The sequence below is a fragment of the Psychrobacillus soli genome (genome assembly GCF_006861775.1).
Taxonomy (GTDB): domain Bacteria; phylum Bacillota; class Bacilli; order Bacillales_A; family Planococcaceae; genus Psychrobacillus; species Psychrobacillus soli.
Genome location: NZ_VDGG01000054.1, coordinates 7,042 through 26,267 on the forward strand (window position 1 = coordinate 7,042; position 19,226 = coordinate 26,267).

19 protein-coding genes are annotated in these 19,226 nt (G+C 38.5%); 8 read left to right on the plus strand and 11 right to left on the minus strand.

From position 1 onward, the window contains the following. Positions 1-280: 280 nt before the first annotated feature. Together murB and FG383_RS18020 are read right to left on the minus strand one after the other, a co-directional pair. The gene (gene murB, locus FG383_RS18015; RefSeq protein ID WP_142608790.1) at positions 281-1,201 is read right to left on the minus strand and encodes a UDP-N-acetylmuramate dehydrogenase; all 921 of its coding nucleotides are present in this window, start codon (positions 1,199-1,201) and stop codon (positions 281-283) included. A 78-nt stretch (positions 1,202-1,279) separates the two neighbouring features. Next, positions 1,280-1,585, minus strand: a complete 306-nt coding sequence (locus tag FG383_RS18020) for a winged helix-turn-helix transcriptional regulator (protein ID WP_142608809.1) — start codon at positions 1,583-1,585, stop codon at positions 1,280-1,282. 254 nt (positions 1,586-1,839) lie between these two features. Here FG383_RS18020 and FG383_RS18025 point away from each other — a divergent pair, with 254 nt between their 5' ends. The 5 genes from FG383_RS18025 (at position 1,840) to FG383_RS18045 (ending at position 6,661) form a co-directional block, all read left to right on the plus strand. Next, positions 1,840-2,367 carry a YceI family protein gene (locus FG383_RS18025; RefSeq protein ID WP_142608791.1) on the plus strand — a complete coding sequence of 176 codons (528 nt, stop codon included), beginning with the start codon at positions 1,840-1,842 and terminating at the stop codon, positions 2,365-2,367. A gap of 183 nt (positions 2,368-2,550) precedes the next feature. Continuing rightward, positions 2,551-3,738 (plus strand): hypothetical protein, encoded by a 1,188-nt coding sequence (locus tag FG383_RS18030; RefSeq protein ID WP_142608792.1) that lies wholly within the window; start codon positions 2,551-2,553, stop codon positions 3,736-3,738. Positions 3,739-3,754: 16 nt separating this feature from the next. Beyond that, positions 3,755-4,990, plus strand: a complete 1,236-nt coding sequence (locus FG383_RS18035) for a Zn-dependent hydrolase (RefSeq protein ID WP_142608793.1) — start codon at positions 3,755-3,757, stop codon at positions 4,988-4,990. Continuing rightward, on the plus strand, positions 4,987-6,162 hold the full coding sequence (locus tag FG383_RS18040) for an amidohydrolase (protein WP_142608794.1): 1,176 nt from the start codon (positions 4,987-4,989) through the stop codon (positions 6,160-6,162). The genes FG383_RS18035 and FG383_RS18040 overlap by 4 nt, the downstream gene beginning before the upstream one ends. A gap of 214 nt (positions 6,163-6,376) precedes the next feature. After that, positions 6,377-6,661: a hypothetical protein gene (locus FG383_RS18045; RefSeq protein WP_142608795.1), complete on the plus strand. Its 285-nt coding sequence runs from the start codon at positions 6,377-6,379 to the stop codon at positions 6,659-6,661. A 39-nt stretch (positions 6,662-6,700) separates the two neighbouring features. Here FG383_RS18045 and hepT read toward each other — a convergent pair whose 3' ends face one another. From hepT to FG383_RS18075, 6 genes are all read right to left on the minus strand, one after another. Beyond that, positions 6,701-7,114, minus strand: coding sequence for a type VII toxin-antitoxin system HepT family RNase toxin (gene hepT, locus FG383_RS18050; protein ID WP_142608796.1), 414 nt, complete (start codon positions 7,112-7,114; stop codon positions 6,701-6,703). Next, complete coding sequence (mntA, locus tag FG383_RS18055) at positions 7,107-7,511, minus strand: type VII toxin-antitoxin system MntA family adenylyltransferase antitoxin (RefSeq protein WP_142608797.1); 405 nt, start codon at positions 7,509-7,511, stop codon at positions 7,107-7,109. The genes hepT and mntA overlap by 8 nt, the downstream gene beginning before the upstream one ends. A 68-nt stretch (positions 7,512-7,579) precedes the next feature. Continuing rightward, positions 7,580-9,388 carry an ABC transporter ATP-binding protein gene (locus FG383_RS18060; RefSeq protein WP_142608798.1) on the minus strand — a complete coding sequence of 603 codons (1,809 nt, stop codon included), beginning with the start codon at positions 9,386-9,388 and terminating at the stop codon, positions 7,580-7,582. Continuing rightward, positions 9,381-11,123, minus strand: a complete 1,743-nt coding sequence (locus tag FG383_RS18065) for an ABC transporter ATP-binding protein (protein WP_142608799.1) — start codon at positions 11,121-11,123, stop codon at positions 9,381-9,383. The genes FG383_RS18060 and FG383_RS18065 overlap by 8 nt, the downstream gene beginning before the upstream one ends. Before the next feature lie 14 nt (positions 11,124-11,137). Further along, positions 11,138-11,599 (minus strand): PadR family transcriptional regulator, encoded by a 462-nt coding sequence (locus FG383_RS18070; RefSeq protein WP_142608800.1) that lies wholly within the window; start codon positions 11,597-11,599, stop codon positions 11,138-11,140. Between the two features lie 113 nt (positions 11,600-11,712). Further along, the gene (locus tag FG383_RS18075) at positions 11,713-13,248 is read right to left on the minus strand and encodes an FAD-dependent oxidoreductase (protein ID WP_142608801.1); all 1,536 of its coding nucleotides are present in this window, start codon (positions 13,246-13,248) and stop codon (positions 11,713-11,715) included. A 103-nt stretch (positions 13,249-13,351) separates the two neighbouring features. Here FG383_RS18075 and FG383_RS18080 point away from each other — a divergent pair, with 103 nt between their 5' ends. Then, on the plus strand, positions 13,352-13,702 hold the full coding sequence (locus tag FG383_RS18080; RefSeq protein ID WP_142608802.1) for a DUF2500 domain-containing protein: 351 nt from the start codon (positions 13,352-13,354) through the stop codon (positions 13,700-13,702). Between the two features lie 69 nt (positions 13,703-13,771). On the opposite strand, the gene FG383_RS18085 is transcribed toward FG383_RS18080, so the two are convergent. The 3 genes from FG383_RS18085 to FG383_RS18095 form a co-directional block, all read right to left on the minus strand. Further along, positions 13,772-14,425 (minus strand): DsbA family oxidoreductase, encoded by a 654-nt coding sequence (locus FG383_RS18085; protein ID WP_142608803.1) that lies wholly within the window; start codon positions 14,423-14,425, stop codon positions 13,772-13,774. Positions 14,426-15,207: 782 nt separating this feature from the next. Continuing rightward, the gene (locus tag FG383_RS18090) at positions 15,208-16,137 is read right to left on the minus strand and encodes a manganese-dependent inorganic pyrophosphatase (RefSeq protein ID WP_142608804.1); all 930 of its coding nucleotides are present in this window, start codon (positions 16,135-16,137) and stop codon (positions 15,208-15,210) included. A 38-nt stretch (positions 16,138-16,175) separates the two neighbouring features. Continuing rightward, positions 16,176-16,625 (minus strand): RrF2 family transcriptional regulator, encoded by a 450-nt coding sequence (locus FG383_RS18095; protein WP_142608805.1) that lies wholly within the window; start codon positions 16,623-16,625, stop codon positions 16,176-16,178. 172 nt (positions 16,626-16,797) lie between these two features. On the opposite strand from FG383_RS18095, the gene hmpA reads away from it, so the two are divergent. After that, a complete protein-coding gene (gene hmpA / locus FG383_RS18100) occupies positions 16,798-17,985 on the plus strand; it encodes an NO-inducible flavohemoprotein (protein WP_142608806.1) in 1,188 nt (395 codons plus the stop codon). Positions 17,986-18,161: 176 nt separating this feature from the next. Further along, positions 18,162-18,962 carry a GNAT family N-acetyltransferase gene (locus tag FG383_RS18105; RefSeq protein WP_142608807.1) on the plus strand — a complete coding sequence of 267 codons (801 nt, stop codon included), beginning with the start codon at positions 18,162-18,164 and terminating at the stop codon, positions 18,960-18,962. Positions 18,963-19,226: the final 264 nt, after the last annotated feature.

Sequence of the window (19,226 nt, forward strand, 5' to 3'; positions counted from 1 at the left end):
CGTTTTTTGACTGTGTGAATCCAGTAACTGGATTCACACAGTCAAAAAACGGAGGAAATTTTGTTTTTAGCGAGTTGATGCTGAATAAGTAAGCATTTTTCGTTGATTTTCGCTGTAGGCGGCGGTGCTTGCTCATCGCTCACCCGGCGGAAAGCGTACGACTACAGAAAAAATCATAGCGGTCACCTAATAAAGCTTTTAAGACATATTATCCCTAGAGTACGTCTAACATCCAATTTTTAATTCCCTTAGCCATAAAAAAGAACCTGTGAATATATATTCACAGGTCCACATTTTCTCCGACGATTTTCACTTCAAGTTCAAGCTCCACATCGAAGTTTTTCTTAACAACTTCTTTCACCATTTCAATCGTACTAATATAATCGGTTGCTGTTGCATTATTTTTATTAATAATAAAACCGGCATGCTTTGTTGAAACTTCTGCTCCACCATACCCTTTTCCTTGCAAGCCGCTATCTTGAATCAGTTTTCCAGCAAAATAACCAGGTGGGCGCTTGAACACGCTGCCTGCTGAAGGATACTCGAGCGGTTGTTTAGATTCCCGTTGGAACGTCAAGTCGGCAATTTTTGCATCGATTTCTTCCTGTATACCCGGTGCCAATTCAAACTCAGCGGATAATACATAATACCCTTTTTTCGTAATGATACTTTTACGATAGCCTAATTCGAGATCTTCTTTTGACAGGATTATTTTTTCACCGCTTGGCGTTAGAACGGTCGATTGAACGATCACATCTTGAATCTCTCCACCGTATGCACCGGCATTCATCGCCATCGCGCCGCCAATTGAACCAGGTATACCACAAGCGAACTCTAATCCAGTTAGTCTCTCACTTGCAACCGCTCTGGAAACATCGATTATATCTGCTCCACTTTCAGCGATCACTTTGTTTCCGTTTATCATGATTTTGTTCAGTTTTTCCAAACGAAGTACAATACCGCGAACCCCGCCATCTCTAACGACCATATTAGAACCGTTTCCTAATAGCAATAAGGGAATATCTTTTTTATACGCATATTGAACCGTGAATGCTGCTTCGTCCTCTGTTTCAGGAGTCACAAATATATCTGCAACTCCACCCATTCGTGTCATTGTATGCAAATTGAGTGCTTCATCTATTTTTACGTTCTTCGGATCTAGCTGTGTAATTAAATCTTGATACCATTGTTGTTTAGCCAAAAATAGCCAATCCTTTCTTCATTAACCTATACCCTTTCATAGTATGCGTTCTCGCACTTAATTTTTCAAGCAAAATTGTCAGAACCATTCTTTAGACCAAGATTCAATTCCATCTACTACATCTTTTAGAGCATAGCCTTTATCGGTTAAATTATATTCCACACGAACAGGAACTTCCGAAAAGACAGTTCTTTCTACTAAACCCTCTTTTTCAAGCTCTTTTAAACGCTCTGAAAGTAATCGACCACTTATAGGAAGAGACGACTCGATTTCATTAAATCGTTTCGCTCCATCAATTAACTGAAAAATAATTAACGCAGTCCATCTTTTTCCGAGCAACTCCATTGCCTTCGCTAAACGTGGACATAATAACGTTTCTTTCATCTGTTTCACCTCTATTACTTCCTATTATACGCCTATATTATTTTTTTGTAAAATAACAGTAATTTAATTACTTGACGTAAGTTCTGTATTATTCTAAAGTTAGTTACATAAAGTAACTTGTGATTTGTTGCTTTACCTTAATGGGTTAAGAAAATTGTTTAATCTTTTCATTTACTTCGAAATAAAACATCTTGATTTCAAAGCAAATATGTTTTATACTAATAAAAACAAGAAATCCTGAGGAGGAAATTAAAATGACAAAATTTAATCTTGACGCAGCACACTCTAGTATCGATTTTTCTGTAAAACACATGATGGTTTCAAAAGTAAAAGGATCTTTCACTAACTTTAATGCGGATTTAGAAGGAAATGCAGAAGATTTAACTGGCGCAACAATCAGTTTTGACATCGATGTGAAATCGATTACTACAAATAACGAAGATCGTGACAATCACTTACGTAGTGCTGATTTCTTTGACACTGAAACTTTCCCAAATATCAAATTCGTTGCAACAGACATCAAAAAAACAGATGATGGTGAATACGATGTAACTGGTGATATGACGATTAAAGGTGTTACTAAACCAGCATCTTTCGAAGTGGAATATGGCGGTAAAGGTACTAACCCATGGGGCGTAGAAGTTGTAGCGTTCAATGCGGAAACTAAAATCAGTCGTAAAGAATTTGGTTTAACTTGGAACCAAGCCCTAGAAACTGGTGGCGTATTAGTTGGAGACGACATCAAAATCAATGTTGAACTTCAGTTAAACCCAGCTCAATAATCTAAATATCTCTAAAGCAACTCTGGCCATTCAGGGTTGCTTTTTTATTTGGAAATTAGTAACTTAACGAGAGAAAACACTTACATTACCAAATAAAAAACTAAATTTTCTGAAATATATTATATACTTCTTAATCATGATATTATATGGACAATTCTTTATTATCAGAAAGGGGCAACTATTATGTCACAAATGCTCGCACTAGTAATCGTTATCGCGATTTTATTCATAGGAGATCTAGTTTCAACTCGTACAAAGGCTTGGATTCCTTCTGTTTTCGTCTCAGCAGTTCTTTTCCTTATTGGATACTGGACATTCTTCCCAAAAGATATTGTATCCACTGCTGGGGTACCACCAGTTGTTGCTACAATGATGATTTACTTACTCATTACAAATATGGGTACTTTACTTTCTATACAACAGTTGAAAGAGCAGTGGAAAACGATTCTAATTTCTCTTGCTGGAATTTTAGGAATTATCGCAGCTCTATTTGGAATTGGGACATTTTTGTTTGGCATTGAAACAATCATTGTTGCTATCCCACCTTTAGTTGGAGGAATCGTATCAGCACTAATCATGTCTGAAGGTGCTGCTAATGCGGGACTTACTACTCTATCTGTTTTCGCCATTGTGATTTATGTGATGCAAGGATTCGCTGGCTATCCGTTAACATCTATCGCACTAAAAAAAGAAGGGAAAATGCTTCTTGAAAAGTTTCGCAAGGGGGAAATAGCTTCAACAGGACAAGCGTCCACTTCTTCTGAAGAATCGGAAGAAGAGCTGAAAATGTTCCGCAAAATGCCTAAACAATATAATACGGAATATTTTAAATTTTTCCGTCTTGCTTTCGTAGGATTCCTTGCTTATCTTGTTTCTACATTATTAGCACCATTCGTAACAGTTAGTCCTTATGTTCTTTGTTTATTGTTTGGTATTATTGCGAAAAGTATCGGCTTTTTGGAACGCCATGTGTTACAAAAAGCAAATGGGTTTGGATTATGTGTAATGGTTTTAATGCTATTCGTATTTGATGGACTAAAAACTGCTACACCATCTATGATTGTTGATATTCTTTATCCATTAATCGGGACAATCGTATTAGGGGTTATCGGAATGTACATCTTCTCCTTCATCATAGGAAAAGTGTTGAAAGTAAGCAAAAATATGGCTTTCGCAATCTCTTTAACTGCATTATATGGTTTCCCAGCAGATTATATTATTACAAATGAAGTAATTAACTCTTTAACACAAGATGAAAAAGAACGTAAAGTATTGACAGATCATATGCTTGCACCAATGCTTGTAGGAGGATTTATAAGCGTAACGATTGTTTCGGTAATTCTCGCAGGTATTTTCGTAGGTTTCTTATAAGAATAGGAGCGATAGTATGTTTGCCAATCAGCAAAGAATTGAACAGCATATTGAACTATTAAGTCATTTTACCGCTACCCCTGGAGCAGGGGTAACTAGGCTTACTTATTCGAAAGAAGATTTGAGTGCTCGAAATTACATTAAAGACCGAATGCTCGAATATGGACTTACTGTTTCAGAAGATGGGTTTGGAAACATTTTTGGAAAGCTTGAAGGAACGATTCCGGACGCCCCTTCTGTTATCGTTGGTTCTCATTTCGATTCTGTACCAAACGGCGGAGCTTATGATGGTACTGCAGGGGTCGTTATTGGGTTAGAAGTAGCGGCGTTATTCCAAGAGAGTCATTATAAACCTGCATACCCTCTTGAAATCATTGCACTTGTCGAAGAAGAAGGATCACGTTACGGCGGCGGGTTAATGGGTTCTAGAGGAATGATGGGGTTATTGACAAATGAAAGCTTTCAAACATTAACAGATAAAGACGGTATCCTTGCGGTAGATGCGATGCGACAAATTGGCTTAGACACGGAGAAAGAAAAGCTTCGCGATCCTAAGACAATGAAAGCTTTTCTGGAGCTTCATATCGAGCAAGGCCCTATCTTAGAAGAAAATGCTATTCCCATTGGTGTAGTAGAAGCAATTGTTGGCTTAACGCAATTAGAAGTAACGATACAAGGACGAGCTGGTCATGCTGGAACTACCCCGATGAGTCACCGCTCGGACGCTCTCGTTGCAGCAGCTGAAGTGATTGCAGCTTTTCCAAAGCTAGCGATAGATGAAGGTGATGGAACTGTAATTACTACAGGTCAGCTGCATGTATTTCCAAACGGAGCGAATGTTATACCAGATAAGGTTGTGTTCTCGGTAGATATACGCTCTGGGAATGAAAAACATGTTCAAAATGCCGTACGAAAAGTGGAACAATTAATTGCTTCTAAAAATGAAGCTGGTATTCATACTTCTACGGAACAATTATTGTATATATCCCCAAAAGAAATGGATGAAAATATTCGAGCTATTTTTAAAGAAACAACAGACAATTTAGGCATCCCTTATTGTTCTATTAATAGCGGCGCTGGTCACGACGCAATGGTATTTTCCGATTTTACCGCTTGTGGAATGGTATTTATTCCAAGTAAAGACGGACTTAGTCATTGCCCAGAGGAATGGTCTGATGCAAGTCATCTCGCAGACGGTGCGAATATTTTGTTTCAAACAGCTTTACGATTAACGGAGGGAAATAAATTATGATTAACCAAAAAATAAAAGAATCCATCACAAATAATAGTGAAGAATTGACTGCACTACGTCGTAAACTGCATAGTGAACCTGAGTTATCATTTGAAGAATTCAAAACAACTGCCTTTGTTTGTGCGTATTTAGACGAGCTTGGCATTCCTTACCGAAAAACGGAACCTACTGGAGTAATCGCTGAAATCCAAGCAGTTCCAGGCGGAAAAACAGTTGCACTTAGAGCGGATATGGATGCACTTCCAGTTCAACAACTGAACACAAATGTACCTTATGCATCTAAAGTGGAAGGGAAAATGCATGCTTGTGGACATGATGCACATACTTCGATGTTGTTAATAGCTGCGAAAGCTTTAAACGATGTAAAAGATCAGCTTCCAGGTAATGTACGTTTGTTGTTCCAACCAGCGGAAGAAGCGGCTGCTGGAGCAAAAGCAATCGTTGCTCAAGGCGCAATGGACGGCGTTGACAACGTATTTGGTATTCATATTTGGTCTCAAATGCCAACAAATAAAGTAGCCTGCTCCCCAGGTCCTTCATTTGCTGCTGCAGACATTATCAAAGTGAGATTCAAAGGGAGAGGCGGACATGCTGCGATGCCCGAAGATTGTATCGACGCGGCAATTGTTGCTTCTTCATTTGTTATGAATGTGCAAACGGTTGTTTCTAGAACAATTGATCCACAAAGTCCTGCTGTTCTTACTATCGGAAAAATGGTTGTTGGAACAAGATTTAATGTAATCGCTGAAAATGCGGAAATCGAAGGAACAGTTCGTACATTCCATCCAGAAACGCGCGATCATATCGAGAAAAGTATTACGCAATACGCGGAAAGCGTTGCTGCAGTTTACGGTGCTACTGCGGAAGTGGAATATATTCGTGGTACAGATACGGTAGTGAATGAGGAAGAAAGTGCAAACCTCGTGCAACAAGTTGCTGCGGAAGCATTTGGATCTGATGCGGTGTATGATGAAAAACCAACAATGGGTGCGGAAGACTTCTCTGCTTACTTAACGAAAGCACCAGGTAGTTTTGCCCTAGTAGGAAGTGGAAATCCTGAAAAAGATACCGAATGGGCCCACCACCACGGGAACTTCGACATCGACGAAGATGCACTTGTAACTGGAGCAGAATTGTATGCACAGTATGCATGGGCTTATTTGAATAAATAATTGCTTCCCCGGAGTTGTTTCGGGGAGCTTTTTTCGTTTTTGGGTGGTTTTCCAACTAAAGTGACGTTTTTTCCAACTAAAACTTCATTTTTTCCAACTAAATGCTCTAAAATTCCAACTAAGCTTATCGTTACTCAGAATAATCTATCATTTCCGAAACTATTTCTTTCGCTTTTCGTATATACTTAAGAAAATGATCTAGGAGGAATTTTAGATGGGAGAATTTGTAGGATTAGTTGCCGTAGTGATGATTTTTTCTATTCCACTTTCTGCAATTTGGACGACGCATTTACGAAAGACGTATAAATCAAGAACGGAAATTGTAAAAGATGAAATTGAACTAGAAAAACTAAAGTACAACAACTTTTTAGCGGAAACAGAAAAAATGCGACTAGATTTGCAACAAAAACAAGCAAATTTACTAGAATCGTCTGCAGACCCACTTATTTTAGATTTACAAAAACGTCCACAAGCAGAAACAAAAACTTCATCTTTCTAAAACAATCGTGCAGAGGTCACTCCGCACGATTGTTTTTCCTTAATTATTCATATATTTCAATATTACCTTTGTATACTCTGTAAAATCATTCAGATGTTTCTCAATGATTTGTTTTAGTATGGATAGGTTAATGGCCTGATAATCATCGACAGCAATATTGCGAAAGCCAACCATTGCTTTTAAATTGTTTACTAACTTCTCTTCTAAAATGCTTGCTTCTTGTAGCAATTCAAATGCTTCCCGGCTTTTTTGAGGTAAACCTAGTTTTTTTTCTGCAACGAGATGCATAGCTAGATCAATCGTGGCTTCGCAAGCTCTTTGGATATTCAGTATGATACTGTCTTGCTTCGTATAATCTACAAGATTTGCTTCATCATTAGCATATACTTCTTGAATACGGAGCACGCAACGTTCAATTGTACTTACTTTATAATAAATTACGTCATTAGTCATAAACAGAACCTCTTCTCGCAATTTGCTCTAGAGCTTCCCAGCGGTCTTCGTTTAATTTAACATACATACTCAATGCCTTCATTTGCTCCCGCACACGAATATTTTCATCTATACAATGAATAGTAACACCTGTAGAGAATATTTGAGCTTGGAAAACGGTGTTCGCTTCCTTCAAGTTAACTAAATCAACTTCCATTTTTAGCTTATCTGCCAACTGCTGAGCCAACATAAACACATCATACGAGGTTAGAGCTGCATCATCACAATAAAAGGCAATATCTAGATCACTATCTGGTCGTGCATGCCCTTTTGCATACGAACCAAAGACGATTAGAAAAACTGGCTTTAGTGCTGGAACAAGTATATCTGCAATTTGTTTTTTCATATGCTCTTCCATGTCGATCCCCCCATTGGATTATTATTAAATTATATAATAATAACGGCTACATGTTCGAGTTATGTCATTTAAATATTAAATTGACTCTCATACAGCTCATAGTAAAAACCTTTTTGCTTTAACAGTTCTTCATGTGTTCCAGACTCTATCAGTTCCCCTTGATTAATAACTAATATTCGATCCGCATTTTCGATTGTTTTTAAACGGTGCGCAATGACGAAGCTTGTTCTACCTTCCGATAATCGATTCAGCCCTTGTTGGATTTCGATTTCGGTTCTTGTGTCAATGCTGGATGTCGCTTCATCCAGGATCAATATATCCGAATCTGCTAAAATTGCTCGAGCAATGGCTAATAGTTGACGCTGACCTTGACTGAGGCTTGATCCGCCTGAGGTAATAAGCGTTTCATAACGCGCTGGCAAGTGCTTGATAAACCGGTGTGCGGAAGCCATTTTAGCAGCGGCAATGACTTCTTCGTCCGTTGCTTCTAGGCGACCATAGCGGATATTTTCCATAATTGTTCCGGAAAATAAGAATGTGTCTTGAAGCACAATCGCTATTTTTTCACGGAGTTTACTAATCTGATAGTCTTGAATCGTTCGTCCATCGATTTTAATGTCCCCGGAATCGATATTATAAAATCGCATTAATAAATTGATAATCGTTGTTTTTCCTGAACCTGTTGGACCTACTAATGCAATTTTCTCTCCTGCTTTTGCTTGGAAGCTAATGTTTTTCAAAATGGGCTTGCCGTCTTCATATGCAAAGTTTACATTGGAAAATGTGACATCTCCTTTGAAAGAGTCGACTTCAATCGCATCTTCTTTATCCGTCAGATCAGGCGTTTCGTCCATAATCTCAAATACTCGCTCCGCTCCTGCTATTGCTGACTGAAGCGTGTTTAATAGACTCGATAGTTGGTTAATCGGACGGAAAAATTGACGGGAATATGTAACGAATGCGGCAATAATCCCGACTGTTGCCATCTCTTGCACGGTCATAAGAGCACCAACCCCTATGATTAACACAAGCCCTAAGTTATTAATGAAGTTATTAATCGGTCCTAAAAAGCCAGATACGGTATCAGCTGCCATTGCAGAATATCTTAGTCTTTCATTCACGATGGAAAACTTCGTGAACGTTTTTTCTTCCTGTCCGAAAATAGTAATAACTTCATTTCCAGAAATGGCTTCTTCGATAAAGCCGTTTAGTTCACCTAAATCGCGCTGTCTCTTGATAAAATTACTACTGCTATATTTAATAATTTTTTTCGTTGTAAAAACGATTAATGGAATGACTAATAAAGATATAATAGCAAGCATCCAATTCATTAAAAACATCGCGATCGTAACACCAGATACCATTAAAGCAGATGAAATAATTTGAATTACACTTTGACTAAGTGCATTATTCAAGCTTTCAATATCATTCGTCACGCGACTCATCAAATCACCATGTGTTCGCTTATCAAAAAAGCGCAAAGACAATGTCTGAAATTTATTAAATAAATCCTGACGTAAAATACGAATCGTCTTTAGCGATACACGCACCATCAAAAATGTTTGTAGCCAAGTAAATATGGAGGCAACAATATACACAATGGCTAGTAACAACAAAAATCGAAGTGTGCCATTCATATTTTTTGGAATGATGTATTGATCGATAATTACACCAATCATATAAGGTACGAGCAAGTTCAAAAGAGTAGAAATGATGACAAAAATTACGGAGAGAATCATGGCTACCTTTTGTTTCTCCATGTACTGCCATATACGCTTGAGCGTACCTTTTCGATCCCTTGCCTTTTCCACTGGTCCACCGAACCCTCTTGGTCCACGTGCTCGGCCAATCGCATTTGTAGTAGAAGCTTTATTCATAAGAATAGACCTCCTTCCCGGTTTGCGTTTCGTAAATTCCGCGATAAACGCTGCTGTTTTCTAGCAACTCTGTATGTGTGCCACTCGCTTCAAGCATGCCATCTTCAATCACGAGAATTTGATCTGCATCGATGATCGAGGAAACCTTCGCTGAAATGATGAACACCGATGTATCGGCATGATTTTGTTTTAATGCTTGTTGTACGATAGATTCCGACAAAGCATCGATCGCCGAGGTAGAATCATCTAGTATTAAGACTTTCGGCTGACGAATAAATGCACGAGCCATCGATAGACGTTGTTTTTGACCACCAGAAAGATTCGTTGCCCCTTGCATAAGTTCATGGTCATATTTATCTTCTAGCTTATCGATAAATTCCATTGCAGCCGCAGATTTAGCTGCTTCTTCCATTTCCAAAAGACTCGCTTCCTCTTTTCCATAGCGCAAATTCTCTTCAATTGCGCCTGAAAATAACGTCGCTTTTTGTGGAACAAAACCAATTGTTTCTCTTAAACGCTCAAGTGGATAGTCCTTTACATTCACGCCGTCGATTAAAATAGACCCCGAATCCGGATCATACAACCTTGGAATCAGTTTGACGAGCGTAGTCTTTCCGCTACCAGTAGAACCGATAATTCCAATCGTCTCTCCTGCTTTTGCTCGAAACGAAATGTTTTTCAGGACATATTCCCCGTTTTTACTATAGCTAAAATACACATCTTTAAACTCCACTTCCCCTTTTACTTGCGGAAGCGAAGCAGGTATTTCTGGTTCCTGAATGTCGATTTCCGTCTCCAGAACTTGCCCAATTCGATTAGCAGAAGTAAAAGAACGAGTAATTTGCATCAATACATGACTACTCGTCATCAGTCCATTCATAATAATATTCAAATAGTTAATAAAGGCTAAAATAACACCGACTTGGAGTGTCCCTTCATTTACTTTGATCGCTCCCATCCACATTCCTGCGACGACACCTAAATTCACCACAAATAGCATGATCGGCATCAGTGTTAGAATGACTTGTTCGGCAGACATATTCCGTTTCGTTAATAGATCATTTACCTTTCGGAAGGTTTTAATCTCGTAATCTTGACGGTCGAATGCTTTAATAACTCGTATTCCCGCAAACGTTTCTTGTAGTTTTGTATTGACCTGATCCATCGCTTTTTGGACTTTTGCAAATAACTTTCCTGATTTAGCCGAAAAATAATAAATACAAACCATTAAAATCGGTATGGCTACTAATAATACTGGGAACAACTCGCGTGCCGTGAACCAAACAATTGCTACTGACCCGATAAATAATAATGGTCCGCGTACAAAAACACGCAGTGTCATCATTAATGCTTGTTGAACCGCTGTTACATCATTCGTTACAATCGTAATTAGTTTTCCTGCTCCAAATGTATCCGTATTTTTACTTGAAAACTGCTCTGTCTTTTTGAAAATATCTCGGCGTATATCTGCCGCAAAATTAACCGCCGCCTTCGTACTATAAATCGTACAACCAGCCCCACCGATTAAGCCAATAAAAGCGCTTAAAAGCATTAATAATCCAAGCTTAATCACATAAGCATTATCATTATTTGCAATTCCCACATCGATAATATGCTGCATAATGGTCGGCTGGAGTAAATCCATTGCCACTTCCACACACATTAATAGCGGGGCTAAAATCGCAAATAGTGTATACGGCTTAACACATGGAAATAATTTCCATAGGGACTTCATAGCATTTCCCCTCTCTATCTATTTTCTTTTTGTAAACGCTCGGTTATTTCTTTTAGAAAGTCTATTAATTTAGCCGTATTTTCTGGGTTTTTACGTGTTTGTTTAATCGCTTTATGAACTTCCGCTTCCCATAAATCCATTGCAGATTTTAGCTGTGTTGCTTCATCTGAATTTTGCCAAACCCAGCGTGCCTTCCACGAATCCCAAAAGTCTCCTTCTCTGTGATTTGCAAATTCCACAAGTCGCGCATTCCCTTTTTCTTTTATCTCATATGTCTTTTTATCCGATGTAGAATCTAACCCTATCATGTCTCGCTCCGTTAACTCCTGGAGTGCTGGGTATACCGTTCCAGCGCTCGCTGAGTAAAGTCCTCCTGAGCGGTTTTCTAATTCTTTCATTATTTGATAGCCATGCATCGAGCTTTCCTTCAGCAAATGCAAAATAGCTATTTGTATAAAACCTCTCCGCTTTTTCATTTGAATCCTCTCCTTCTAACTATATCGATAATTTTATCCGATATATCGATTAAAAACAACAGTAAAGAAGTTGGACGAAAAAATTTTCGTCCAACTCCTTAATAACGAGCTAATCATTCTCCAATATCTATTTTCTCAAGTGGCTCATATGCCGGACCTTCAATCACATCTCCAGAATATGTATATCTGGATCCATGACACGGGCAATCCCAAGAGCTTTCTGCATCGTTGAATACGACGTCGCAGCCGAGATGTGTGCATACTGGTTTAACTAAATGGATTTTTCCATAGTCATCTTTGTAAGCACCTACCTTTTGGCCATCTAGTTTGATAATATCACCGGAGCCTGCTTTTAAATCTTGAAAAACAACGTCGATTTTCTCCGTTTTTCCTTTGACTAGCTCTTTTGCGACGTTTGCGTTTATTTTAGCGAAACTTTTGATATCTTCTTTTTTCATTTTCGATCGGGTTGGCGAATAAAGTTCTGCAAATCGATTTTCTTTTTCAAGCACATTATCTACTAAAATTTTTGCTGCGACCGTACTATTAGTCATTCCCCACTTGGCGTAGCCTGTTGCAACAAGTACATCCTGAAGCCCTGAGGTCATTGGTCCAACGTATGGAACTCCGTCTAATGTGACCAAATCTTGTGCGGACCAGCGATAAGCATACTGTTTCGCTTTAAACTGCTCCCTTCCAAATGCAGCTAAAGCGTCATAATTGGTACTTGTATCGCCTTGAAATCTTCCTGTAATATGTCCTTCCCCACCTAGCAACAAATATCTTCGGCCATCTGGGCCTAGTGCCGTTCGTATCGATCTAGTAGGTTTTTCTACATTAATATAAATTCCTTTCGGATAATTTGCTTCTGCAAGTGTTGCGAGGGCATATGATCTTTCGGAGTACATTCGCGTAAAATAAAGTCCGTCCTCATCGTTGAAAGGAAAATGGCTGCAAACTAGTATTTTCTTTGCTCGTATTTCGTTGCCATCTATCATTTCCACCCGATTGCTCCCATGAATGGATTTTGCACGGGATTTTTCGAAAAATTGCACGCCATTTTCTATCGCTTTCTCTACCAATGCAAGTGCGTACTTTAATGGATGAAATTGCCCTTGATTTTCGAGTTTAAGTCCCTCTTTCACAGTAAATGGGAGTCCCGTTTCTTTCGTTAAAGCCCCCCCATCTATCCCGATCTTATGGTAGGCATCTAGTTCTTTTTGTAATATTTCTACTCCATCATCTGTATTTGTATATAAAAAAGCGTCTACTTTTTCAAAGTCACAATTGATGCCCAATTGCTTTATCGTTTGTTCCATGAAGTCCTTTGCTTCATTGTTTGCTTCATAGTATTGTTCCGCTTTTTCCCTTCCGAAACTTTCGATTAATTGCTGATAAATAGGGCCATGCTGCACCGTTACTTTCGCTGTCGTAAAGCCAGTCGTTCCTTCTAATATTCTACTTCCTTCTACAACTATTACTTTTCGACCACTTTGACTAAGCAAATAAGCTGCCGTAATTCCGGTAAGACCCGCTCCAATAATGGCAACATCTACTTCCATATCTTCACTTAGTTTAGGGAAAACTGGAAATTCTTTATGGGCACGCCAGTACGAATGCGATTCACTTGGTAAAATTTTTTGAGTCATTTTGTATTCCCTCCTGTTTCTTCTATTGTCTATCTATTAGCGAAACTTTATTCAAGTTGAGTCGTATATTATTGAAAAGAAGTAGACGAGGAGGACAATGGATATGTTTGACATCTTAAGTGTAGTAGGTCCTATTTTTATAGCTGTTGTTTTTATTTTTGTGATCGGGATATTCATTTTCGTTATTACTAGTGCTATTAAACAACGAAATAAAAATAATAACTCCCCCAAATTATCTATCCCTGTGCAAGTCGTAACAAAGCGTTCGGATACATGGGGAGGTTCAGGAGATAGTTCAGCTTCCACTTCTTATTTCGTGACGTTTCAAGTAGAGAGTGGGGACCGGATAGAGCTCCAACTAAGTGGGCAGGAATATGGAATGATAGCCGAAGATGATCTTGGCATCCTCACTTTCCAAGGTACTAGATTCGTAAGTTTTGAAAGAAAACATTAAAAAAATCCTCTTCCCAATTATTTTGGAAAGAGGATTTTCTATTTTGTGACGGGTACCCCATCTATAGCATCATTGTGCAGGAGAAATACCTTCTTCTTCCGCTACTTTGTTCAATGCACTAACGAATGATTCTAATGGTTGTGCACCTGAAATAGCATACTTATCATTTAACACAAAAAATGGTACGCCGCGTACGCCTATTTGACCAGCACGTGCGATATCTAATCGAACTTCTGTTAAATAAGCATCAGATTTCAATACTTTTTCTGCTTCTTCTCTAGATAAACCTAGTGACTCGATCAAGTCTAAAAGCACATCATGCTTGCCAATTTCTTTTGCTTCGATGAAATAAGCATGTAATAATAGTTCGTTTGCTTCTTTCGCTTTACCTTGCTCCGATGCCCATTTCACTAAACGATGTGCATCTAGCGTATTGGCTGGTTTCATTGCATCAAAATTATAATCCAAGCCAACCGTTTTTGCTTGTTCTGCAACCCCTACTGTCATTTGCTTTGCAGCTTCTACGCTTTGTCCGTATTTCTCTGCAAGCACTTCATACATCGATTTATCTGATGTTTTTGGTGAATTTGGATCTAGCTCAAAGCTTTTGAATTCTACTTCTGCTCGACCAGCAAAACCTGTTTCTTGTAACGCTTCTTCTAATCTTCTTTTTCCGATATAACAAAACGGACATACGAAATCGGACCATACTTCAATTTTCATCTCCATCACCTCTATTTCATTGTAAAGTGTACTTCTCTTGATTTCAAAATAATTGCCTGAAAGCATAATATACTACCTTATAATGGGGATTTAGCACAATGTAGGGATAATGCGTCTTAGTGCGTCGACTAGTGACCGCTACAAAGGCTAAGAGCGCCACATCGTGTGGCAACGCCTTTGTGACCAACATCCTGTTGGCCTCGGTAGGAGTCGACGCCCGCAGCGAAAATCAATGGAAACTACTAACTTAACAATGTCCGAAACTAACAATAAGTGGTTGAACGAGACAATATACACTGAGAACATGACACTCTCGCCTTTGAACACGACGAACTAGTCAAGCAGATACCGGCCAGGCAAGTTCGACGGGCTTTTAAGAACATTATTCCTATAATATGTCGGAATCATGGTCGTCTCAATCCAAGTAAACTTGCTATTGTAAGAAATTAGTTGCTTTCATCGGCAATTTAGTTGCTCTCATGCTGATTTTAGTTGCTTTCGTACTGAAATTAGTTGCTTTCAATAGCTTTTTGATTGCCTTTATCCGTTATTTGGAATTTTTCATGACGGTGTGAGACCCTGCAAGAGCGTTAGCGACGTAGCGGCTGGTCACTCGCCCAGCGGAAATATAGCGGCCTCCTTATAAAGCTCACTAAGACGCATTATTCCTAAAAAGTAATCTACTTCGTATTGCTTGGAGAGTTACCATATGTCCTCCATTTTATAGTTTTCCAAACTAAAAAGACCTCCCAACCCTAGAAAAAGTCAGGAAGTCCATTTAATTAGTTAGCTAATGCTTCAGTTAATGCTGGCACTACTTGTTTTTTACGAGAAACGACACCTTTTAGTAAAGCTATGTTGTTTTCGAAGTTCACTCCGAAAGCTGCTTCTGCTTTAAGCGCTAATTTTCCAAGCGCTAGTGCTACGGAATCATTATTTAAAATATCCGTTACGACGAAGAAGAATAGATCTAGTTCTTGTTCTTCGATTGCACGATGAATTAATTCTTCTAGTTCTGCTTGGCGACCCATTACGTCGTTTACGTCTACTGCATTTACTTGTGCAATCACTACTTTGTGGTCGCCCATACTGAATTCTTTTGCGTCTAGTGAAAGCAGGTCTTCTAAACTTTTATCACTTAAATCTGCTCCTGCTTTTAGCATAGCTAGTCCGTACTCTTCTGCATTTACGCCAGCGATTTTTTCTAGCTCACGTGCAGCTACAATGTCTTCTTCTGTGCATGTCGGTGATTTGAATAATAATGAATCTGAAACGATTGCAGAAAGCATTAATCCCGCAATATTTGCTGGAATTTCAATGCCTTTTTCTTTATAGATTTTATTTAAAATAGTTGCTGTACATCCTACTGGCTCGGCACGATAGTATAAAGGTTCCGCCGTTTCGAAGTTTGCAATACGGTGATGGTCGATTACTTCTGTTACTTGTACTTCCTCGATACCGTCTGCACTTTGTTGTTTTTCATTGTGATCGACTAAAATAACTTTTTTTGCTTCAGACGCTACGTTTTCGATTAATCTTGGTGCTTCGAATCCGAATTTTTCTAAAGCGAATTTTGTTTCATTGTTTACTTCACCTAAACGAACTGCTTCTGCTTCTACTCCGATTGCATTTTTTAAATGCGCATATACAATTGCAGATGTAATTGTGTCTGTATCCGGGTTTTTATGTCCAAAAACTAATACTTTTTCCATGAGTAATCCTCCTAATAACGATATCCGAATTTATTTTATCATACATCTTGCTGCTCATTGAAAAGTAAATTCGCTAATTTAAGCTTTTGATGTAAAAAGTCGGCGAGCGTATATCCATCCAACACTTTTAAATAAGCAAACAAAGCGCGATTTAATGCGCCTTTCAAACCACAAACCGGTGAAATGACGCATGTATTTGTTTTACAATCAAAGCACTCTACTAAATGGAAATCATCCTCTGTATGCCGAACTACTTGTCCTATATTAATGTCTTCTGGTTCCATTGCCAAACGAATGCCTCCGCCTCTTCCGCGAATCGTTTCAATATAGCCAAGTTTCCCTAATTCATGCGTCACCTTCATCAAATGATTTTTGGAAATACCATATGCATCCGAAATAGCTTGAATTGTGGAAAGATCTTTTCTTTCTTTTGTTCCGAGATATATTAAAACTCTTAAAGAGAAATCTGTATACATAGTTAGTCTCATATTGCCACCGCCATTCTACCAACTAATTATAACGATTTTGACAAACTCGTGAAAGAAATGTGTCTGAATTATTAAAGGTATTTTAAAGATGTATTTTAAATATTGCTTTAAAGAAAATAGAGGAGTATCGTAATAAGTGTAAATAACAAACAAAAAAAGGACGTGTCATATTATGTTATCTCAACAAACTATTGATATCGTAAAATCTACTGCTCCAGTTTTAGAAGTACACGGAGTCGCAATTACTACTACTTTTTATAAAAATCTGTTCGAAGCGCACCCCGAACTATTAAATATATTTAACCATGCTAACCAAGCCAAAGGTCGTCAACAAACAGCACTTGCAAACACTGTATATGCAGCTGCAGTGCATATCGATAACTTAGCTGCCATTATTCCAGTTGTAAAACAAATTGGTCAAAAACATGTAAGTCTTGGTATTAAACCAGAACATTATCCAATCGTTGGCGAACATTTACTTGGAGCTATCAAGGAAGTACTTGGAGACGCTGCAACAGATGATATTATCAATGCGTGGGCGGAAGCATATGGCGTAATCGCGGATGCATTTATCGGCATTGAAGAAGAAATGTATGTAGCTTCCGAGTCCAAACAAGGTGGTTGGAGATTCTTTAAAGATTTCACTGTTGTTAATAAAGTGAAAGAAAGCGAGAATATTACTTCATTCTACTTAAAACCAGCTGACGGAAGTGAAGTACCTGCTTATCCACCGGGTCAATTCATCACAATTCGTGTGAGTGTTCCAGGCGAGAAATATTTACTAAACAGACAATATAGTTTATCAAAAGCTTCCGATTCAGAAAGCTTCCGTATTTCCGTGAAAAAAGAAGATGAAAATAATCCAGAAGGAAAAGTATCGGTTCACTTACACAATAATGTGAACGTTGGGGATACGGTAGAACTAAGTGCACCTGCGGGAGATTTCATCTTAGATCCTGAGAAATCTTCACCTGTTACTTTCATTAGTGGTGGGGTTGGAATTACACCTATGATGAGTATGTTCGAAACAGTTGCGAAAAACCAATCTTCTCGCAAAGTTTCTTTCATCTATAGTGCGCGTAACGAGAGCTTACACCCATTTGATCAAGCTATTCGTTCTTTAATGGAACCAATGGAAGATGCAAAATATGTATCCCTTTACTCCGATACTGGAGATGGTTTTATCACAAAAGACATTCTCGCTGAACATGCAATCCAACAAGGGGATGTATATGTTTGTGGACCAGTTGGATTTATGGAAGCAATGATTAATCATTTACTTGAATTAGGATATGCAAAAGAACAAATTCACTACGAATTCTTCGGACCTGCTATGCAACTTGAGCTAGCAAATGCTTAATCTATGAATGCTTTAAAAGTGTTACTTCTATCAGAAGTAACACTTTTTTTTGATATCATCTATCCACAGGCATTTTTTAACGTTTGAATATGCTTTAAGTAGTGTGCATTTTGGAAGGTAGTGCTATAATTAGCCTAAGAATTTGAGCTTAGTAGAAATGAGTGAAGGTATTAAACATGACTAGACATTATGAAAATAAATATATTCCGCTTGCTACTTTTTTTAAACAATCAACGGCTAAAGAAATCACTTTAACTTATAATGAAATTGAGGCGATTATTGGACAAGCTCTACCAAACGCGGCTTATTTAAGTAGCAGCTGGTGGAAAAAGACAAAGCCTCCAGCATTACATTTTTTTGCATGGGCGGATAGTGGTTACTCCGTTAAAAGTGTGGAAATAGGAAAGTGTATTCATTTCCATAGTGTTGTACATGAAACCGACGAAATTACAGCAGCTGAAAACGAGCAGAAAGATATTCTTGTTATTCGTGAAGCAGAATTCGAAGATGCCCGTCCTTTTATCAAATTGCAAGAAACTATTTTCTCAGAGACCGACTTCATGTTATATGGAAAATCGGATATTCAAATGACAGTACAGAGTATACGAAAAAATTTCACCTCTTGGAAAAACGAAGTCAACTCCATTCTTTTATTAGCAATTATGAATGGGCAATTCGCTGGCTATGTACAATTCACAGGTGGCCCAGCACCTCGTGCTTTGCATAGAGCATCCGTGATCATCGGTGTAAAACAAGAGTTTTCCAATAAAGGGATTGCTTCTTCTCTTATGCTTTACGGTGAGAAATGGGCAAAAGAAGCAGGCATTTCAAAGCTGGAACTAAACGTTATCAAAGAAAATAAGAGAGCTCAAAGATTTTATGAGAAAATCGGATTCGAACATGAAGGCTCAAGAAAAAATGCGCTTATTATTAATGGTGAGTTTGTTGATGAATTTCATATGGGGAAGCTTATATAGGCGTGTAAAGATTGACCAAGCAACATTTGGTCGATCTTTTTTTAGTGAAGGTTTAAGGAAACTCGTTATTCCATAATAAAAGCTCAAGCACCTGTCTCTGTCCGATATAGCTAAGGGGAGTGACGTATATTATAGGGATACTGCGTCGTAGTGCGTCGACTAGTGACCGCTAGGATTTTCACTGCAGTCGTACGCTTTCCACCGGGTAAGCGATGAGCCTTCTCAGGCGTCCGCCTAAGCGGCGGTGAAGGCTCATCGCTTACC